Here is an 18,962-nt window from a genome sequence, read left to right as displayed (position 1 = left end):
CAGGGGAGGAGCGCCCTCCCGATCACGTCAAAACAAATGAGGTAAAAAAACCATGAACACCCAATTCCTCCCTGTCTCCAAAGCAGATATGAGGGCCCGCGGCTGGGAGGACTGCGATTTCCTCATCATCACCGGCGACGCCTATGTGGACCACCCCTCCTTCGGTCCGGCCATCATCTCCCGGGTGCTGGAGGCCGAGGGCTACCGGGTGGCGGTGCTGGCCCAGCCGGATTGGAAGGACCCCGCCGCCTTTACCGCCCTGGGTCGTCCCCGGCTGGGGGTGATGGTCTCCGGCGGCAACATCGACTCCATGGTGGCCCACTACACCGTGGCCAAAAAGCGCCGCCGGGACGACGCCTATTCCCCCGGGAATCAGCCCGGCCTCCGCCCCGACCGGGCCACCATCGTCTACGCCAACATGGTCCGGCGGGTCTTTGGGAACATCCCTCTCATCATCGGCGGGCTGGAGGCCAGCCTCCGCCGCTTCGCCCACTACGACTACTGGGAGGACAAGGTCCGCCGGTCCATCCTATTCGACAGCCAGGCCGACCTGCTGGTCTACGGCATGGGGGAGACCGCCAGCCGCGCCATCGCCGCCCGGCTGGCCTCAGGCACGCCGGTGGACCAGATCACCGACGTGCGGGGCACCTGCTTCGCCGGGCGGCACCCCGGCCAGTGCGCCTACCCCATGGTGGAGGTCCCCTCCTTCGAGGCGGTCTGCGCCGACAAGCGGGCCTACGCCCAGGCCAATCAGGTGGAGTACGAGGAGCACGACGCGGTGCGGGGGAAGGCCATCCTGCAAAAGCACGGGGACCGGCTGCTCATTGCCAATCCCCCCGCCATGCCCCTGACCACCGCCGAGCTGGACGCCGTGTTCGAGCTGCCCTATGTGGGAGAGCCCCATCCCATGTACGACGCCATGGGGGGCGTGCCCGCCATCGAGGAGGTCCGCTTCTCCATCATCCATAACCGGGGCTGCTTTGGGGCCTGCAACTTCTGCTCCCTGGCCTTCCACCAGGGGCGGACCATCTCCGCCCGGAGCCACGAGAGCGTGCTGCGGGAGGCGGAGCGCCTGGTGAAGCACCCCGGCTTTAAGGGCTACATCCACGACGTGGGCGGGCCCACCGCCAATTTCCGGCATCCCTCCTGTCAGAAGCAGCTCAAGGCGGGCATGTGCCGGAACCGGGCCTGCCTGTCCCCCCAGGCCTGCCCCAACCTGGACGCCGACGAGACCGACTACCTCAAGCTGCTGCGGGAGATCCGGGCCATCCCCGGCGTCAAAAAGGTGTTCATCCGCTCCGGCATCCGGTTCGACTACCTGATGCAGGACCGGGACGGGGAGTTCTTCGCCGAGCTGGTGAAATATCACGTGTCCGGCCAGCTCAAGGTGGCCCCGGAGCACTGTGTCAACGGGGTGCTGGATTACATGGGAAAGCCCCATGTGGAGGTCTATGAGAAGTTCCGGCAGAAGTACGAGCGACTCAACCGGAAGTACGGCAAGGAGCAGTACCTGGTGCCCTACCTCATCTCCTCTCACCCGGGCTGCACTCTGGACGACGCGGTGCGGCTGGCCGAGTGGCTCAACCGCTCCGGCCGTCAGCCCGAGCAGGTTCAGGACTTCTACCCCACCCCCGGCACCCTGTCCACCTGTATGTACTACACCGGCCTGGACCCCAGGACCATGCAGCCGGTCTACGTCCCCACCGATCCCCACGAGAAGGCCATGCAGCGGGCCCTGATGCAGTGGAAGCGGCCGGAAAAGCGGCGGCTGGTGCTGGAGGCCCTCCGCCGCACCCACCGGGAGGACCTGATCGGCTATGGCAGGGAGTGCCTGCTCCGGCCTGACCGTCCAGCAGACGGCCGCCGTCCGGCGGGGGGCGGGGCTTCTCAGGGCCCCAAGAAGGGCTCCCGTCCGGCGGGACAGAAAAAAACGGCGGCCCGGCAGGCTGCCTGCGCCCGCCCGGCGGCTCCCGTCCGGAAGGCGGGCTGGGCCAAGCCCAAGCCCAAGAAGAACGCCCGGCCCCGGAAGGGCGGAGGCTGAACATGAAAAGGCGCGGAGCATTTCTCCGCGCCTTTTGTGTAACCTTTTGCCGCCGGAAACGTTTTCTAAACAGAAGGAGGGAGGACGATGCGCCGCGACACGCTGGAGGAGCTGTACCGGGCCCACTACCGCCCTGCCCTCCTCTATACGCTGTCTCTGTGCGGGGACCCGGCCCAGGCGGAGGACATCGTCTCCGCCGCCTTCGAGACCGCCCTACTCACCCTGGAGGAGGGCAGCCCCGGCTTTCGCTACTGGCTGCTGAAGGTGTGCAGGCACCGGTGGCTGGACGAGGTCCGCCGGGGAAGGCGGCGGCACCCGGCGCCGCCGGAGGACCTGCCGCTGACCGCTCCGGACGATGTGCTGGAGGGAATTTTGCAGGAGGAGCGGTACGCCGCCCTCTACCGGGCTCTGGCCAGACTGCCGGAGCGCCCCCGGGAGCTGCTGACCCTCCACTATTTCGGGGGACTGCCCCTGGCCCGGGTAGGGGAGCTGGCCGGCCTGAGTCCCGGGGCGGCCAAGACCGCCCTGTGCCGGGCCCGGCAGCGGCTGAGACAGATCATGGAGGAGGATGGCTATGAGGTTTGAAGAGCTCTACGAGAGATACCGGACGGGGGCGGCCACGGCGGAGGAAGCGGCCCGGGTGGAGGAAGAGCTGGCCAAATTCCGGTTGCTCACCGACCATGTGGCCCAGCATGACGAGCTGGACCTGCCGGAGCCCCCGACAGAGGCCGAAGCGAGGGAGTACCGGGCGGTGAAGCGGCGGGCCCGCCGCAGCCGGAGAGAGACCGTAAGACTGGCGGTGGCCGTCACCTGCGCGGTGCTGCTCGTCGGGCGGCTTCTGCTGTGGCCGCTGCTCAATCAGTTTTTCTTCTACAACCCCCAGCGGGAGAATCTGGAGCAGGCCATGGCGGTCTATTCCTCTCTGTTCTTCCCGACCCGGAGCTGCTCCGGCGCCTATGCCGAGAACACCGGCCTGGGCCGGTGGGAGGTGACCCTCCAGATGGGCGACTGGACCGGAGGCGGCAGACGGCCTGCCCGCATGCAGGGTGCAGTCCATCTGTGGGACCTATCCTTCGAGGACGCCTTTTGGGAGGGGTACTGTCCGGTGAACCAATGGAAGTCCGCGGGGGACGGCGGGGAGTACGCTCCAGGGCAGAGCCCGGCGGAGGCGGCGAAAAAGCTGCGGGAGCTGCCCGACTACACCCAGGGGGTGTTGTGCCTGTCCTTTGACCGGGATCTGTCCATGGCCGAGCTGGCCGGGTTGATGGACGCCCACCCGGACCTGCGGGTTTGCTGGGTCAAGGTGCGCACCCTGGAGGGGGACGGCGTTCTCCTGCCGCCCACCGGCTTCGAGCCCGACGGTTTTATCCCCGACACAAGGGATGGCATGAGGGAGCGCTACCCCTGGCTGTTCCCGGAGCAGCACCGGGAGGATGCGGACCGGGGGGCGTTCTATGAAAACCATTTCAAGGACCTGCTGCGGTACATGATGGACCAGAAGCAGACGGTGTGGGAGCTGGGCGGCGCGGAGCACGACCAATACCAGCGGGCGCTGGACTACGTGGAGACGCATGGGGTGCAGGCCCAGGGGGTCTTTGTCAGCGGCCGCCCCGCCGACCTGGCCGCCCTGTGCGGGGAGGAGGCCGTGTCCTGGGCTTCGCTGGACTCCATCCGCCTCTACCCGGACATGAAGTAAAAGCAGAGCCGCAGGGCCCCCGGCTTGCGCCGGGGGCCCTGCGCGTAACCATTTGTCACACTCTTGTTGCCCGGTCCGACTGGCTTTCTCGCGGGGGGTGTGATAGGATGGGGACAAGCGAGGTGAACCATGATGAAGAAATGGATGCCGTTTGTGTGTGCGCTGGCCCTGCTGGCCGGATGCGCGGGGACGCCCCAGGAGACCCCTGCGCCCGCGGCCTCCCCGTCTCCCCCCAGCGTGCGGGTCCAGACCGACTGGTCCAAGCTGGAGCCCAAGGCGGAGGGGCACGTCCCACTCTACACCCGGCGGTATGAGAACTGGACGGACCGGCTGATCCCGGCGGACGATTACGGAAAGCTGTACCCCTTCGCCGGGGAGAAGGTCCCCGCCCGGCATCGGTATATGGGGGAGGAGGACGAGGGCGTCCCCACGGACATCTACAAATACGGCCTGGTGACCGAGCGGGGGGAGGTGGTGGTGGACCCGGTGTACGACCTGGTGGGCCCGCCCTGCGACCGCTATCTGGACGGCCCCAGCTTCTACCACCCCATGCCGGACCTGCTGCTGCTGGGGGTCCTGGTGGAGCGGGAGCCCGACCCGGACGTCGACTACGACGGACCTGTGGCCTGGGTGTGGCGGTACGGCGCGGCAGCCCGGGATGGAAGCTGGGTCACAGAGCTGGTCTACACCGACTATTATGCCGCGGACGATCATACGCTGCTGCTCACCCGGGAAAACGGCGAGACCGAGGTGTGGGACGAGAGCGGGGCGGTGCGCTTCACCATCCCGGCCGAGTCGGAGGGGGGCTGGTCCCCTCAAATGTGCGGCTGGTCCGACGGCATGGTGGTGAATACCTCCTACCAGGGGGAGTATTACTATTACGACGCCCAGACCGGCCGGCGGCTTCTGGGCCCCTATCTCTCCGCCCAGCCCTTCTATGAGGGGCTGGCCGCCGTGCAGGATGGCAGGAGCGGTTTGTGGGGCTACATCGACAAGGCCGGCGCCTGGGCCATCGAGCCTATGTTTGAACAGGCGGGAAACTTCTCTCAGGGGATGGCTCTGGTGCGGGTCATCGGCTCCCTGCCCGCCCTGGTGGGCCGGGACGGCAGGTTCGCGCTGGAGGCCAACCAGGGGGAGCAGATCATCCCCTGCGGCGGCGACTCCTATGGTTATGACGTCGGCGGGCGGGAGGGGCTGTGGTACCTCCACTGCACCGCCGAGGACGGAAACGGCATGGTGACGGTGCTGGGAGCCTACGGCGGGGACGGCGCACCGCTGGCACAGCCCGCCGTAGGGGAGCGGGTGACCACCTGGTGGGGCAGCGCCGTGTCCCGCATGCAGGGAAACGAGACTCTGTTTTATCAAAATGGTGTGGCCTATCCCTTGCCTTTGGCGGGGGTGGTGCGGGAGGCGGCAGGGCAATATGTCATCCTGCAGAAGGCGCTGAGTGAGCGGGCGTATCAGTACGCCCTGGTATCTTTGGACGGAACGGTCCTGGCCGGCTACGGCGAGTGCGAATCGCTGTCTTTCTATGTGCCGCCGGAGACGGGCCGGACGGAGCTCCGGGCCGGGTTCCGGGACGGCACGGGAGATTACCGCGATGAGACCTATGAGCTGGAACCGTCGGAGGAGGGGCTCACCTATGTCCTGGAGGACTGGGGCTGCGGCTATCGGAATGCGGACGGCGTCTGGGCTTTTTGCTGGCCCTGGCTGCTTTTGGGGGATGTGGAATGAGAAAAGAGGCGTGGCTCTTGTTCTGGCCTCCTGCTGCTGGCGGGCTGTGCACCGGAGGCGGAGATGCCGCCGCCCCCCTCCACCTCTGCGGAAACGGAGCCCTGCGTGGTTTACACCGACTGGTCCAAGCTGACCCCCTACGTGCCGGAGGACCGGGAGAGCCTCTACACCCGCCGGTATGAGAGTTTTACCGACCGGCTGATCCCCGCCGGGGATTATGGGCAGCTTTTGCCCTACCGGGGGGCCAGGCTGGACCGCCGAAACGCAGACGAGTGGGGATTTTCCGGCGGGCAGGAGCTGTGGGGCCTCTGCAATGCGGAGGGCGAGCTCATTACCGACCCGGTGTTTCATTCGGTCTATCAGGCCGGCTGGTGGGACTATGACACGGACGGCCGGGGGACCCTGCCCCTGCTGATCCTGGGCGCTGTGAGGGAAGAGAATGGGGAATGGGTAAACCGGTACGCTCTGGCCGACGATCAGGGCCGGTGGGTCACGGAGTTCCGGTACCAATACTGCTCTGCGGTGGGCCCCCATGGGATAGTGGCCCTGGAGGATACCGGCGAGTGTGTGCTGATCTCCCCGGAGGGGGAGGTGGTGGAGCCCTTCGGCTCGATAGGGAGGCTCTACAGTTCCACGGACGAATTGACCGGCCAACCGTATTTCTGGAAGAGTACCGATGAGAATCCCGGGGAAGTCCTGCTTTTGGACGAGGACGGCCGGGTGCTGGCAACCTCCGGAGCTCTGTACGGCGGATTGCTCCAGACGGGACGTTATGGCGAGGACTGCTATGGCTACCTGCGCCCCGACGGCGCCTGGGTCTTCCGCTATGTCAGGAAGGGCGACGGGGATATCTGAACCCGAAAAGAGAGACGGCATGCCGTCTCTCTTTTCGGGTTCAGCGCAGGGCGTTGGACACATCGTTGCCGATATTCCTGGCCGCCTGCCCCACATCGTTCACGCCGCGGCGCACTGCGTTGCCCGCGTCGTTCACAGCGTTGCGCACCGTCTTGCCTGCGGCGTTGTCGGTGTTCTCCACCGCACCGTCCGTGCCGGCCTCATAATTGGAGTGGGTGGGGTTGGGGGTGACCGCCGGCGAAGTCTCGGTGATGTCCCCCGGGGTCTCGCTGGGTGTAGCGCTGGGCGTGGTGCTGGGCGTGGTGCTGGGCGTTACGCTGGGGGCTACGCTGGTGGAAGGGCTGGGCGTCACGTTGGGGGCCTTGTCGCTGGTACAGCCGGTCAGCGCAAAGACCAGGCTGAGAGCCAGGGCCAGACCAAGCAGATTGCGTTTCATTGCGCATCCTCCTATTCATACAATGAGACATTCCGTCCGATGGTTAGTATGTGCGGCGGCGGCACAGTTACACACGGAAAAATTTTTTAGAGGAATTGAAAAAAGACTTGCAATTGAAAATGATTCCTGTTATACTTCAATCAGTAACAGGAATGATTATCAATAATGGACTGGGAGGTGAGTTATGAAGGGCAAGCGATACTCCCGCCAGCGGGAGCTCATTTATCAGACCCTGATGGCGACAGACCAGCACCCCACCGCGGAAATGATCTACAACTGGCTGAAGCCGGAAAACCCCAGCCTGAGTTTGGGAACGGTCTATCGGAACCTCAATCTGCTGGCGGACGAGGGCAGCATTACCCGAATGGCCTTCCCAGTGGAGCGCTATGACGCCAACATCCGGCCCCACCCTCATTTTCAATGCCGCGGCTGCGGCCATGTGTACGATCTGGAGGGCCTGCCCTATGACCGGGAGCTGGACGAACGGATCTCCGCCGCCAGCGGGCACAAGGTCGAGCGGCACGAGCTGGTGTTCAGCGGGATTTGCGTTCACTGCACGAAAAGGCATTGATTTTCCCGAAAGCATGTGCTATAGTAAGCACAGCCAAGAATAGAAAAATATTACAATTAGGAGGACTGAACTTATGGAACTGAAATTGTATCGGTGCGCCCATTGCGGCAACGTGGCGTTCAAGCTGGTAGACAAGGGCGTGCCCCTGTTCTGCTGCGGTCAGAAGATGGATGAGCTGGTGCCCAACACCACCGACGGCGCGCTGGAGAAGCACGTCCCCGCCGTCAGCCGCGACGGCAAGGAAGTCTCCGTCCAGGTCGGCTCCGTCATCCACCCCATGCTGGAGGAGCACTACATCCAGATCATCGCCGCTGCCGCCGGCGACACCGTCACCTTCAAGCTGCCCAAGCCCGGCGACGAGCCCGTGCTCAAGGTGAGCTCCGAGGCTCCCGTCACCGCCTATGAGCTGTGCAATCTCCACGGCTTCTGGAAGGGCAACGAGTAACGACACCACACAAGCATCCACAAAAAAAGAAAGGAGCTGTTTCGCATGGAACTGAAGGGGAGCAAGACGGAGGCCAATCTCTGGAAGGCATTTGCCGGGGAGTCCATGGCCCGCAATAAGTACACCTACTTTGCCAGCAAGGCCCGCAAGGAGGGCTATGAGCAGATCGCGGCCATCTTCGAGGAAACCGCCGGCAATGAGAAGGAGCACGCCAAGCTGTGGTTCAAGGCGCTCAGCGGCATCGGCGACACCGCAGCCAACCTGATCGCCGCCGCCGAGGGCGAGCACGAAGAGTGGACCGAGATGTATAAGGAGATGTCCGAGACCGCCCGGGAGGAGGGCTTCCACGCTCTGGCCGACGCCTTCGCCGCCGTGGGCAAGATCGAGAAGAGCCACGAGGAGCGCTACATGAAGCTGGCCGAGAACCTCTCCAACAGCGAGGTCTTCAAGCGGGCCGACATCAAGGTCTGGTACTGCCGCAACTGCGGCCATCTGGAGTACGGTCTGGAGGCTCCCGCCGTGTGCCCCGTCTGCGGCCATCCCCAGGCTTACTTCGAGATCCACGCCGACAACTACTAAGCCTGTATCCTCCAGGGCCCGCGGCATTGCCGCGGGCCCTTTTCTTCCTTTCCTCCCGGCAGAGGTGGGGCCAATCCGGGGCTTTCCTTTTTCCAGAACCTATGCTATTATAATGTCTACTAAATAAACCGCCAAGCGGTTTATTTGTGCGGCCACTGCCGCATAATTTCATCAAAAGGGCTATTTATAGCCCTTTTGATGAAATTTAGACATTGTTACAATGCGTATTTCCGCTGGAGCGCCGTATTGCTCCAGCGGAAGGTGCAAGGTTTTCAGGCTCATTTGCCAAAAAACCTTGCACCTGAACAAAGCAAATTGGCCTTGAAAGCCTTGGGATTTAAGGCTTTCCGCTTTGTTCAGTACGCATTATTATAATTCATTATACAAACAGTTCGAGGAGGGCCCTATGCCGGAAGAAATACGGAAGAATCTTTACCGGGTCCCGGTGCCCCTGCCGGGGAACCCGCTGAAGGAACTCAACAGCTATGTCATCAAGGGGAGCGACCGGACGCTGGTGGTGGACACCGGCTTTCGCCAGGAGCCTTGCCGCCGGGCGCTGTTTGCCGGGCTGCGGGAGCTGGGCGTCCATCCGGAGGAGACCGACGTGCTGCTGACCCACCTGCACTCCGACCACTCCGGACTGTCCGCCGAGGTAGCCGCGGGGGAGGGGCGGCACATCTACGTCGGGGATGTAGACCGGAGGCTGCTGGAGAAGTATGCCCAGGTCCAGCGGAGCGGCGGCGTGAACCAGAAGACCCTTCTGCGCCGGGCCCAGGGCTTTACCGAGGAGGAGCTGTCCGCGGAGGGCAGGTCCAACCCGGCCGTTACCATGGCCCCGCCGGTGACCGACAACTACAAAAGCCTGTTTGACGGCGACGTCATCACGTGCGGCGGCTACCGACTCCGGTGCATCCAGGTCCCCGGGCACACCCCGGGCCAGATGTGCTACTGGCTGGAGGAGGAAGGAGCCATGCTGCTGGGGGACCACGTCCTCTTCGACATCACCCCCAATATCACCAATTGGGAGGGCGTGGACGACTCCTTGGGCAACTACCTGGACAGCCTGCGGGCCATCCGGGCCTACGATGTGGCCCTCCCCCTGCCCGGCCACCGGGGGAGAGGAGCGTTCCGGGCCCGCATCGACGATCTGCTGGCCCACCATGAGCGCCGTCTGGCCGAGGCGCTGGAGGTGGTAAAGAAGTACCCGGGCAACACCGCCTACTTCCTGGCAGGGCACATGACCTGGAAGATTCGGGCCAACTCCTGGGAGGAATTCCCTCTGGCCCAGAAATGGTTTGCCGTAGGGGAGTGCGCCTCCCATATGGACTATCTCAAGCGCAGGGACTTGATCCGGGAAGAGCCGGACGGAGAGGGCCTGCTGCGGTACTACCCCTGCTGACGGCTCCGCCGGGCGGCAGAAACATGAAAGTGAGGAGCGACACCCATGGAAAAGGCAAAGGTATATTTTGACGATTTTCGCGCACCGGTGGGGACCAGCGTGCTGAAAAAGCTGGACCGGCTGATCCGGAAGGCGGGCATGGAGGAGATGGACTTCCAGCGCAAGCTGGTGGCCATCAAGATGCACTTCGGGGAGCCGGGCAACCTGACCTTCCTGCGCCCCAACTACGCCAAGGTGGTGGCCGACATGGTGAAGGAGCTGGGCGGCGTGCCCTTCCTCACCGACTGCAACACCCTCTACGCCGGGCGGCGGAAGAACGCCTTGGAGCATTTGGACGCCGCCTATGAAAACGGCTTTTCGCCCCTGTCCACCGGCTGCCAGATCGTCATCGGCGACGGCCTGCGGGGAACCGACGACGTGGAGGTGCCGGTCCGGGGCGGAGCATACATCCAGAGCGCCAAGATCGGCAGGGCTGTTATGGACGCCGACGTGTTCATCAGCCTGACCCACTTCAAGGGGCACGAGGCCACCGGCTTTGGTGGAGCCATCAAGAACATTGGCATGGGCTGCGGCAGCCGCCGGGGCAAGATGGAGCAGCACGCGGCGGGCAAGCCCCGGGTGAGCAGGCGCCGCTGCGTGGGCTGCCGGGTGTGCAGCCACCACTGCGGCCAGAACGCCATCTCCTACGGCGAGGACAAGCGGGCGGCCATCGACTACGAAAAGTGCGTGGGATGCGGCCGCTGCATCGGCGTGTGCAATTTCGACGCCATCTTCAGCCCGGACGACAGCGCCAACGGCGAGCTCAACCGCAAGATGGCGGAGTACGCCAAAGCGGTGGTGGACGGGCGGCCCGCCTTCCACATCAGCTTGGTTCAGGATATCTCCCCCTACTGTGATTGCCACGGCGAGAGCGACATCCCCATCCTGCCGGACGTGGGTATGTTTGCCTCCTTCGACCCGGTGGCGCTGGACCAGGCCTGCGTGGACGCCTGCCTGAAGCTGGACCCCATCCCTGGCAGCCTGCTGGACCAGCGGATGCACGAGGAGGGTTTTGTGGATCAGCACGACCACTTCTGCAACACCACGCCGGACACCGAATGGAAAAGCTGTCTGGAGCATGCCGAGAAGATCGGCCTGGGCAGCCGGGACTACGAGCTGATCCGTCTGTAAGGTATCTGCGGCTCCTGTGACGAGCCCCCCAAGGAAAATGGGTTATGGAAAGGATGACGACTATGGATGTCAAGGAAATTCTGGCCCACTGCGACCACACCCTGCTGAAGCAGGAGTCCACCTGGGCGCAGATCAAAGAGGTCTGCGACGACGGGAAAAAATACAACTGCGCCTCCATCTGCATTCCCGCCGCCTACGTGAAGGCCTGCGCCGAGTATGTGGGCAACAGCCTGAAGATCTGCACGGTCATCGGCTTCCCCAACGGCTATTCCACCACAGCAGTAAAAGTTTTTGAAACCGAGGACGCCATCCGCAACGGTGCCGACGAGATTGACATGGTCATCAACATCGGCTGGGCCAAGGACCAGCGCTGGGACGACATCCTCAACGAGATTAAGGCGGTCAAGGCTTCCTGTCAGGGCCGCATCCTCAAGGTTATTGTGGAAACCTGTCTGCTGACCGAGGCGGAGAAGATCAAGCTGTGTGAGTTGGTCACCGCCTCCGGGGCGGACTATATCAAGACCTCCACCGGCTTCTCCACCGGGGGAGCCACCCGGGAGGACGTGGCGCTGTTCGCCAGACACGTGGGCCCCAGCGTAAAGATCAAGGCTGCCGGCGGCATTTCCTCCATGCAGGATGCGGAGGATTTTCTGGCCCTGGGCGCGGACCGTCTGGGGACTTCCCGTATCGTCAAGCTGGTAAAGGGCCAGCAGGGCGAAGGGTACTGAAAACAGTGGAAGCCGGCTCCGCTCTAAGGCGGAGCCGGTTTTCAGCTTGTCGAAAAAGGCCTTTGGCCTTTTTCGACAGAGGGATGCATGACGGACAGGGCTCGATTCTTGCAGAAAAGTCGCCCTGTCCATCATGAGAGGTGTCATTTCCGACGCGCATGTCGCCGAAAATGACGGAGCTTCCTTTCCTTCCGGCGTCTGCGGACGACGGAACTCTGCGAGGCTCTTCTCCAGGAGGGTTTTTTGACAGCCTGACCGGCTCCGCTCTAAGGCGGAGCCGGTTTTTTGCATCGGGCGGTTAACACTTTGGAAACATTCTTGTAAACTTTCGGTGATAAAGATGAAATATCGGTTGCGCTTAGGTAAAAATTGCGTTATAATGGGCCCGTGCCTGGAAGAACGGAGCCACAACGGACGGAAGGTAAGGATTGTGCCCCGCGCCAGGCCATTATCTTGAAAGGAAGGTAGATCAGCTTGAAGAATTCCAAGAAACTTGTCGCGCTGCTTCTCTCTCTGTCCATGGTGTTTGCCTTGGCGGCCTGTGGCGGCGGAAGCACCGCCAGCCCCTCCCCGTCCGCCTCTCAGCCCGCTCCCACGGAGAGCGCCCCGGCCGAGACCACTCCCGCCGCCGCGGATTTCAGTGTGGCGATGATCACCGACTACGGCGACATCACCGACCAATCCTTTAACCAGACCACCTACGAAGCCTGCAAGGCTTACTGCGACGCCAACGGCGTACCGTTCAACTACTACAAGCCCGCCGGTGACTCCACCGCCGAGCGTGTGGCCATGGTAGAGGCCGCCGCCGACGAGGGCTACAACGTCATCGTGATGCCCGGCTACGCCTTCGGTGAGACCATCACCCAGGTGGCTGAGGAGTACGCCGACGTGACCTTCATCGCCCTGGACGTGGGCGAGGGCGACCTGGGCGACTACACCCTGCCCAGCAACGTCTACTGCGCCGTGTATCAGGAAGAGCTGTGCGGCTACATGGCCGGCTACGCCGCCGTGAAGCTGGGCTACACCCACCTGGGCTTCCTGGGCGGCATGGCCGTTCCCGCCGTGGTCCGCTACGGCTACGGCTTCGTGCAGGGCGCGGACGCCGCTGCGGTTGAGGCTGGCGCCGACGTGACCGTGGAGTATGTCTACGGCAACCAGTTCTTCGGTGACGCCGACATCACCGCTTACATGGACAACTGGTATCAGACCCTGGGCGTGCAGGCCGTGTTCGCCTGCGGCGGCGGCATCTACGCCTCCGCGGCTGAGGCGGCCGCCAAGGTGGACGGCGCCAAGGTCATCGGCGTGGACGTGGACCAGGCCGGCATCATCGACGGTGCTTACGGCGCCGGCATGACCGTCACCTCCGCCATGAAGGGTCTGGCTCCCACCGTGCAGCACATGCTGGGAGAGGTTGCGGCCGGCAACTTCGCCAACTACGGCGGCAAGATCGAGACTCTGGGCCTGGTGTCCGGCGACGATCCCACGGCCAACTACGTCCAGATCCCCATGGAGACCACGCAGTGGGGCGACGGCTTCACCCAGGACGATTATAAGACCCTGGTAAAGGCCATGTTTGACGGCACCGTCACCGTCTCCAACGACATCACCGCCATGCCCGCGGTCACCATCACGGTCAACGAGTACGGCAACATCAAGTAAATTACCCCTGCGAACCAAGAGGACGGGAAGCTTTCCCGTCCTCTTTTTTTGCCTCCCGGGCCGGGGCGGAAGTCCGGCGGCGAAGCGGGAGAAATATTCTCATTTTTCCTTTGAAATATAGCGCGGTATATAGTACAATAAGATTGATCGTTTTGTACAAAAAACACAGGAGTGGGGAGGGCGTTAAGCGTGGACAGCCAATATGCCATTGAGATGCTTAACATCACCAAAAGGTTTCCGGGCATCGTAGCCAACGACAACATCACGCTCCAACTGAAAAAGGGCGAGATCCATGCTCTGCTGGGCGAAAACGGCGCCGGAAAGTCCACCTTGATGAGCGTTTTGTTTGGCCTTTACCGGCCGGAAGAGGGGACCATCAAGAAGGACGGCAAGGAGGTCCAGATCCGCGACCCCAACGACGCCAACGCGCTGGGGATCGGCATGGTCCACCAGCACTTCAAGCTGGTGGAGTGCTTCACGGTGCTGGACAATATCATTATGGGCGTGGAGCCTTGCAAGCACGGCTTCCTGCAAAAGGCGGAGGCACGGGAAAAGGTGCTGGCCCTGTCCGACAAATACGGGCTGAAGGTGGACCCGGACGCCCTGGTGGAGGACATCACGGTGGGCATGCAGCAGCGGACCGAGATCCTGAAGATGCTCTACCGGGAGAACGAGATCCTCATCTTCGACGAGCCCACCGCCGTGCTCACGCCCCAGGAGATCGACGAGCTGATGGATATCATGCGGGGGCTGAAGGCCGAGGGGAAGAGCATTCTGTTCATCACCCACAAGCTCAACGAGATCATGGCGGTGGCCGACCGCTGCACCGTCCTGCGCAAGGGCAGGGGCATCGGTACGGTCCATGTGGCCGAGACCACCAAGGAGGAGCTCTCCCGCATGATGGTGGGCCGCAATGTGAGCTTCGCCGTGGAAAAGGGGCCCGCCCACCCCGGCGAGGTCATTCTCGACGTGCAGGGCCTGACCATGGCCTCCAAGCAGCACAAGAACAACGCGGTGAAAAACGTCACCTTCCAGGTCCGGGCGGGGGAGATCGTCTGCATCGCCGGCATCGACGGCAACGGACAGAGCGAGCTGGTCTACGGCCTGACCGGCCTGGAGCCGGTACACGGCGGCAAGGTTTCGCTGTGCGGCCGGGACATCACCAAGTCCCCCATCCGGGAGCGGTCTGTGATGGGGATGAGCCACATCCCTGAGGACCGCCACAAGCACGGCCTGGTGCTGGACTATACTCTGGAGGACAATATGGTGCTCCAGCGGTACTTTGAGCCCCAGTTCGTCAGTGGCGCGGGCTTCCTCAGGCGCAAGGCCATCCGCGACTATGCCACCAGACTGATTGAGCAATACGACGTGCGCTCCGGCCAGGGGCCTGTAACGCCCGCCCGGAGCATGTCCGGCGGCAACCAGCAGAAGGCCATCGTGGCCCGTGAGATCGACAAGGACCCCCAGCTTCTGGTGGCCGTCCAGCCCACCCGCGGCCTGGATGTGGGCGCCATTGAGTACATCCACAAGCAGATCGTGTCCCAGCGCGACGAGGGCAAGGGCGTACTGCTGGTGAGCCTGGAGCTGGACGAGGTTATGGCCTTGTCCGACCGCATCCTAGTCATGTACGAGGGGGAGATCGTGGGCCAGCTAGACCCCGAGACCACCACGGTGGAAGAGCTGGGCCTGTATATGGCCGGCGCGAAACGGGAGGGAGTGTAAGGTATGAAACGGGAAAAAACACCCTTGCTGCGCAACGGCGCCGTCCAGTCCCTGCTGGCCTCGCTGCTGTGCGTTCTCATCGGCCTGCTGGTGGGCTATGTGGTGCTGCTGGTCATCAACCCCGCCGGCGCCGGCGAGGCCATTGTGACCATCGTAAAGAACTTCATGACCTATTCCAAACCGTCCGCGCAGTTGAAGTATCTGGGCAGCACCTTGGTTAAGACGGCACCGCTGCTGATGTGCAGCCTGTCCGTCCTCTTCGCCTATAAGGTGGGCCTGTTCAACATTGGCGCCGCGGGGCAGTACGTGGTGGGCGCCGGGGCTAGCCTCTACTGCGCCCTGGCCTGGGGCATGCCCTGGTACGTGTGCCTGTTGGCCGCGATTGTGGCCGGCGCCGCGCTGGGCGCGATCTCCGGCCTGCTGAAGGCCTACTGCAACGTCAACGAGGTTATCTCCTGCATCATGCTCAATTGGATCAGCCTGTATCTGGTGAATATGCTCCTGAGCCTGGTGAAGGAGTCCGCCAGCCCCTACACCATGACGCTCTCCAGCACCAACCCCGGTGCAATCCTGCCCTCCATGGGCCTGGAGAAGCTGTTTAACGACAACAAGTATGTGACCGTTGCCATCCCGCTGGCGATCCTGGTGGCGATCCTGATCTGGGTCCTGCTGGAAAAGACCAAGCTGGGCTACGAGCTGAAGGCCACCGGCTGCAACAAGTTCGCCGCAAAATACTGCGGCATGAAGGAGAAGAAGAACCTGATTCTCACTATGGCCATCGCCGGCGGGCTGGCCGGCATGGGCGCGGCCATGCTGTTCCTCACGGGGTTCGAGCAGTGGCAGTGCACCCAGTCCTCGGTCCCGGCCATGGGCTTCAACGGCATCGCCGCCGCCTTCCTGGGCGGACTGAGTCCCATCGGAACCATTCTCTCCTCCTATTTCATCCAGCATATCACCAACGGCGGCGCGTATGTGGACAAGACCATGTACTCCGCCCAGATCTCGGATTTCATCTCCGCCCTGATCATCTACCTGTGCTCCTTCGTGCTGTTCTTTAAGCAGTTTATGAGCAGCCGGGTCGCCCGGAAGGAAGAGCGGGAGCGGGAGCGCCTGGCGGCGCAGGAGGCCGCGGTCGCCCAGACAGACGCGGCCAATGGGGAAGGAGGCGGGAAGTAATGCTGCTGATTCAATATACGCTGCTCTTTGCCTCCGTACTGATCCTGGTGGCTTTGGGCGGCTGCTTCTCAGAACACTCCGGCGTGATCAACATCGGCCTGGAGGGCATCATGGTCATGGGCGCACTGGGTGGCGCGCTGATGATGAAGTTCCTGCCAGACGGGACCAGCGCCATCGTGATGATCGTGCTGGTGGTGCTGGCCTCCATCCTGCTGGGCATGCTCTACTCCCTGCTGTTGGGCGTGGCGGCCATCAACTTCAAGGCCGACCAGACGCTGGTGGGCACCGCCATGAATCTGCTGGGCACCGCCGCGGCCACCGTGTTCGTCAAGGCCATGAACACCGCCGAGAGCGTGGACAACGTGTCCTCCACCATTCAGTATATCAATGCAAAAAAGGCATTTCTGGTGAATATCAACGGCTTTGAGTTCAACTGGTTCATGCTGCTGGCACTGATCGCTCTGGTCTGCTCCTACGTGGTGCTGTATAAGACCCGCTTCGGCTTGCGGCTTATGGCCTGCGGCGAGCATCCCCAGGCGGCGGACTCGGTGGGCATCAACGTCTATAAGATGCGCTATGCCGGCGTACTCATCTCCGGCATGCTGGGCGGCCTGGGCGGCATCGTCTACATCACCGCCGGCGTCAGCGAGTGGAAGTTTGAGTACGGCGTGGCAGGCTTCGGCTTCCTGGCCCTGGCCGTTATGATCTTCGGGCAGTGGAAGCCCACCCGCATCGCTCTGGCGGCTCTGCTGTTCGGCTTCTTCCGGGCGCTGGGCAACGTGTACACCGGGTTTGAATTCCTGAAGGCGTTGAATCTCCCCAGCGGAGTCTACAATATGCTGCCCTATATCGTCTCGCTGATCGTGCTGGCCTTCACCTCCAAGAAGTCCAGAGCGCCCAAGGCGGAGGGTATCCCCTACGACAAGGGCCTGCGCTAAAGGAACGGCGGGCTCTGCACCTATCCTACCAGAGACCGGTTGCCCGCTGGTAGGACATCTGTCCTAGTATGAAAAAAGGCCCCCTTCGGCACAGCCGAAGGGGGCCTTGCCCTCAGAAGTTCGAAGCGGCGGGCGGTTCATCCATCCGGGCGGCCATCCGTTCCAGGGGGGCCGGCTGGAGGATACGCCAGCCGCCGCTGTCCTTTTCGATCCAGGCGCGGTCGGAAAAGACCTTCATCACCCGGGAAAGCTGCCGGTAGCTCACCCCCAGCAGCTCGGCGGTGCGGGTCAGGTTGCCCTGAAACACCCCTTCCCGGGCGTGGTTCACCAGATAGGCGCCCAGCCGCTCCTCTAGGGGGAAGAGCAGGTTATTGGTGGCGTAGATGGAATCCTTCACCATCTCCCGGGCCAGTCGCTGTACGGTGTAGCGCAGAAAGTCCGGATCGGCCATCAGCCGCTCCCGGTAGACGGCGATGGGGAGAGCAGCGCACCAGACCTCTCCGTCAATGGCCCGAAGATCGGCGGTGGCATGGGTGTTTCCAAGGGCCACTTCCACGTCTCCGCAGATAAGGGCAACGGGATCATAGCAGGTGATGAGATGGGTGCGCCCGTGGGACGGGGTGATGGATACGGCCACCCGCCCCTCCAGAAGGAAGAGCAGGCGGGGCACGTCTCCGCCGTACCGGCAGAGGTATTCCCCCTTGCGGTAGTGAAGCAGTGACCAGGGGTAGCGGTTCAGCCACGGAAAACGGTCCGCCATGTGGTGCCGAGCGAAATGCTCCGCCAGGCGGCTGGGGTCTTGGACTTGTTCCATACCCAACCCTCCCTTCATCGCTGACAGGATATCAGATCGGGCGGAGTTTGGCAAGAAGAAAAGCGCCTCCGGCGGGTTGCCCCGCCGAAGGCGCTGCCTGTGAAAAGGGGATTACCGCTGGGTGCCCCAGGTGAAGATGGCGATGACGCCCGGCCCGCAGTGGGCGCCGATAATGGGGCCCATGTGGAAGAGAGTGATCTCGGCCTCAGGGCGGCGGCGCTGGAACTCCTGGGCCATGAACTGGGCGTCGGCCAGGCAGTCGCCGTGGCAGATGAAGACCTTCCGACCCCGCCCGGGCGTCCAGCTCTGGTCGGCGTGGTCCAGCAGGGCCAGCAGAGAGTGCTTCCGGCCCCGGACCTTTCCGGTGTTGGTAAGGTGCCCTTCCTTGTCGCAGTGCATCACCGGCTTAATCTGAAGGGCGGAGCCCACCACCGCCGTGGCGGCGGAGACCCGGCCGCCCCGGTGGAGGAATTTCAGGTCCTCCACCGTGAACCAGTGGCATACATGCAGCCGGTTGGCCTCCACCCACGCGGCCAGGGCTTCGATGTCCAGCCCCGCCTGCTTCTGCTCCGCCGCGCCGGTGACCAGAAAGCCCTCCCCGGCGGAGGCGGACAGGGAATCCACGCAGAGCAGCTTCCGCTCCGGGTACCTCTCCCGCAGCTCGTCCATGCAGATGCGGGCGGCCTGAATGGTGCCGCTGAGGCCGGAAGAAAAGCAGATATACAGGATATCCAGACCCTGGGAGAGGTAGCGCTCGAACGCGGCCTCGTAGCGGGCGGGGCTGATCTGGGAGGTGCTGCCCAGCTTGCCCTGCCGCATGGCGGTGAAGAACTCCGAGCCGGTGATGTCCCCGCCCGGGCCGAAGAGGTAGGGGCTCCCGTCCAACTCCACATCCATGGGGATGACGGCCACGCCGATACGGTCGGCCCACTCCGCACTGAGATCCGCCGTGGCGTCGGTGATGATTTGATAGTCGCTCATACGATGTCCTCCCGTTTC

18 protein-coding genes are annotated in these 18,962 nt (G+C 63.3%); 15 read left to right on the top strand and 3 right to left on the bottom strand.

The annotated features are described in order from the left end of the window. Positions 1–52 precede the first annotated feature (52 nt). The 5 genes from BN2154_RS10085 to BN2154_RS10065 all read left to right on the top strand — a co-directional run bounded on the left by BN2154_RS10085 (position 53) and on the right by BN2154_RS10065 (position 6,326). Positions 53–2,041, top strand: coding sequence for a YgiQ family radical SAM protein (locus tag BN2154_RS10085; RefSeq protein ID WP_050618663.1), 1,989 nt, complete (start codon positions 53–55; stop codon positions 2,039–2,041). Between the two features lie 87 nt (positions 2,042–2,128). Then, positions 2,129–2,626 carry an RNA polymerase sigma factor gene (locus BN2154_RS10080; protein ID WP_050618662.1) on the top strand — a complete coding sequence of 166 codons (498 nt, stop codon included), beginning with the start codon at positions 2,129–2,131 and terminating at the stop codon, positions 2,624–2,626. Next, positions 2,616–3,737 carry an anti sigma factor C-terminal domain-containing protein gene (locus tag BN2154_RS10075; protein WP_050618661.1) on the top strand — a complete coding sequence of 374 codons (1,122 nt, stop codon included), beginning with the start codon at positions 2,616–2,618 and terminating at the stop codon, positions 3,735–3,737. Before BN2154_RS10080 ends, BN2154_RS10075 begins: the two co-directional genes overlap by 11 nt. 129 nt (positions 3,738–3,866) lie before the next feature. Further along, entirely contained in the window at positions 3,867–5,471 is a 1,605-nt protein-coding gene (locus BN2154_RS10070; protein ID WP_154666671.1) for a WG repeat-containing protein, read from the top strand. A 63-nt stretch (positions 5,472–5,534) separates the two neighbouring features. Beyond that, on the top strand, positions 5,535–6,326 hold the full coding sequence (locus BN2154_RS10065; protein ID WP_050618659.1) for a WG repeat-containing protein: 792 nt from the start codon (positions 5,535–5,537) through the stop codon (positions 6,324–6,326). A gap of 40 nt (positions 6,327–6,366) precedes the next feature. On the opposite strand, the gene BN2154_RS10060 is transcribed toward BN2154_RS10065, so the two are convergent. Then, positions 6,367–6,762 (bottom strand): hypothetical protein, encoded by a 396-nt coding sequence (locus BN2154_RS10060; protein ID WP_050618658.1) that lies wholly within the window; start codon positions 6,760–6,762, stop codon positions 6,367–6,369. A gap of 184 nt (positions 6,763–6,946) precedes the next feature. Here BN2154_RS10060 and BN2154_RS10055 point away from each other — a divergent pair, with 184 nt between their 5' ends. From BN2154_RS10055 to BN2154_RS10010, 10 genes are all read left to right on the top strand, one after another. Then, positions 6,947–7,333, top strand: a complete 387-nt coding sequence (locus tag BN2154_RS10055; protein ID WP_050618657.1) for a Fur family transcriptional regulator — start codon at positions 6,947–6,949, stop codon at positions 7,331–7,333. A 73-nt stretch (positions 7,334–7,406) separates the two neighbouring features. Continuing rightward, complete coding sequence (locus BN2154_RS10050; RefSeq protein WP_050618656.1) at positions 7,407–7,778, top strand: desulfoferrodoxin family protein; 372 nt, start codon at positions 7,407–7,409, stop codon at positions 7,776–7,778. A gap of 45 nt (positions 7,779–7,823) precedes the next feature. Beyond that, positions 7,824–8,357, top strand: a complete 534-nt coding sequence (gene rbr / locus BN2154_RS10045) for a rubrerythrin (RefSeq protein ID WP_050618655.1) — start codon at positions 7,824–7,826, stop codon at positions 8,355–8,357. A 406-nt stretch (positions 8,358–8,763) separates the two neighbouring features. Then, a complete protein-coding gene (locus BN2154_RS10040; protein ID WP_050618654.1) occupies positions 8,764–9,756 on the top strand; it encodes an MBL fold metallo-hydrolase in 993 nt (330 codons plus the stop codon). Between the two features lie 45 nt (positions 9,757–9,801). Continuing rightward, positions 9,802–10,926 carry a DUF362 domain-containing protein gene (locus BN2154_RS10035; protein ID WP_050618653.1) on the top strand — a complete coding sequence of 375 codons (1,125 nt, stop codon included), beginning with the start codon at positions 9,802–9,804 and terminating at the stop codon, positions 10,924–10,926. A 62-nt stretch (positions 10,927–10,988) separates the two neighbouring features. Beyond that, on the top strand, positions 10,989–11,654 hold the full coding sequence (gene deoC, locus BN2154_RS10030; protein WP_050618652.1) for a deoxyribose-phosphate aldolase: 666 nt from the start codon (positions 10,989–10,991) through the stop codon (positions 11,652–11,654). Between the two features lie 474 nt (positions 11,655–12,128). Next, on the top strand, positions 12,129–13,313 hold the full coding sequence (locus tag BN2154_RS10025; RefSeq protein WP_242853738.1) for a BMP family lipoprotein: 1,185 nt from the start codon (positions 12,129–12,131) through the stop codon (positions 13,311–13,313). A 213-nt stretch (positions 13,314–13,526) separates the two neighbouring features. Further along, entirely contained in the window at positions 13,527–15,035 is a 1,509-nt protein-coding gene (locus tag BN2154_RS10020; protein WP_050619609.1) for an ABC transporter ATP-binding protein, read from the top strand. Between the two features lie 3 nt (positions 15,036–15,038). Further along, positions 15,039–16,211 (top strand): ABC transporter permease, encoded by a 1,173-nt coding sequence (locus tag BN2154_RS10015; protein WP_050618651.1) that lies wholly within the window; start codon positions 15,039–15,041, stop codon positions 16,209–16,211. Then, a complete protein-coding gene (locus BN2154_RS10010; protein ID WP_050618650.1) occupies positions 16,211–17,149 on the top strand; it encodes an ABC transporter permease in 939 nt (312 codons plus the stop codon). Before BN2154_RS10015 ends, BN2154_RS10010 begins: the two co-directional genes overlap by 1 nt. 112 nt (positions 17,150–17,261) lie before the next feature. On the opposite strand, the gene BN2154_RS10005 is transcribed toward BN2154_RS10010, so the two are convergent. Then, positions 17,262–17,963 carry a cyclic nucleotide-binding domain-containing protein gene (locus BN2154_RS10005; protein ID WP_050618649.1) on the bottom strand — a complete coding sequence of 234 codons (702 nt, stop codon included), beginning with the start codon at positions 17,961–17,963 and terminating at the stop codon, positions 17,262–17,264. A 111-nt stretch (positions 17,964–18,074) separates the two neighbouring features. Next, complete coding sequence (locus BN2154_RS10000; protein WP_050618648.1) at positions 18,075–18,944, bottom strand: DegV family protein; 870 nt, start codon at positions 18,942–18,944, stop codon at positions 18,075–18,077. Between the last annotated feature and the right edge of the window lie 18 nt (positions 18,945–18,962).

It is taken from the genome of Intestinimonas massiliensis (ex Afouda et al. 2020), assembly GCF_001244995.1.
GTDB lineage: Bacteria > Bacillota > Clostridia > Oscillospirales > Oscillospiraceae > Intestinimonas > Intestinimonas massiliensis.
This window is presented reverse-complemented; position numbering and strand designations above follow the sequence as displayed.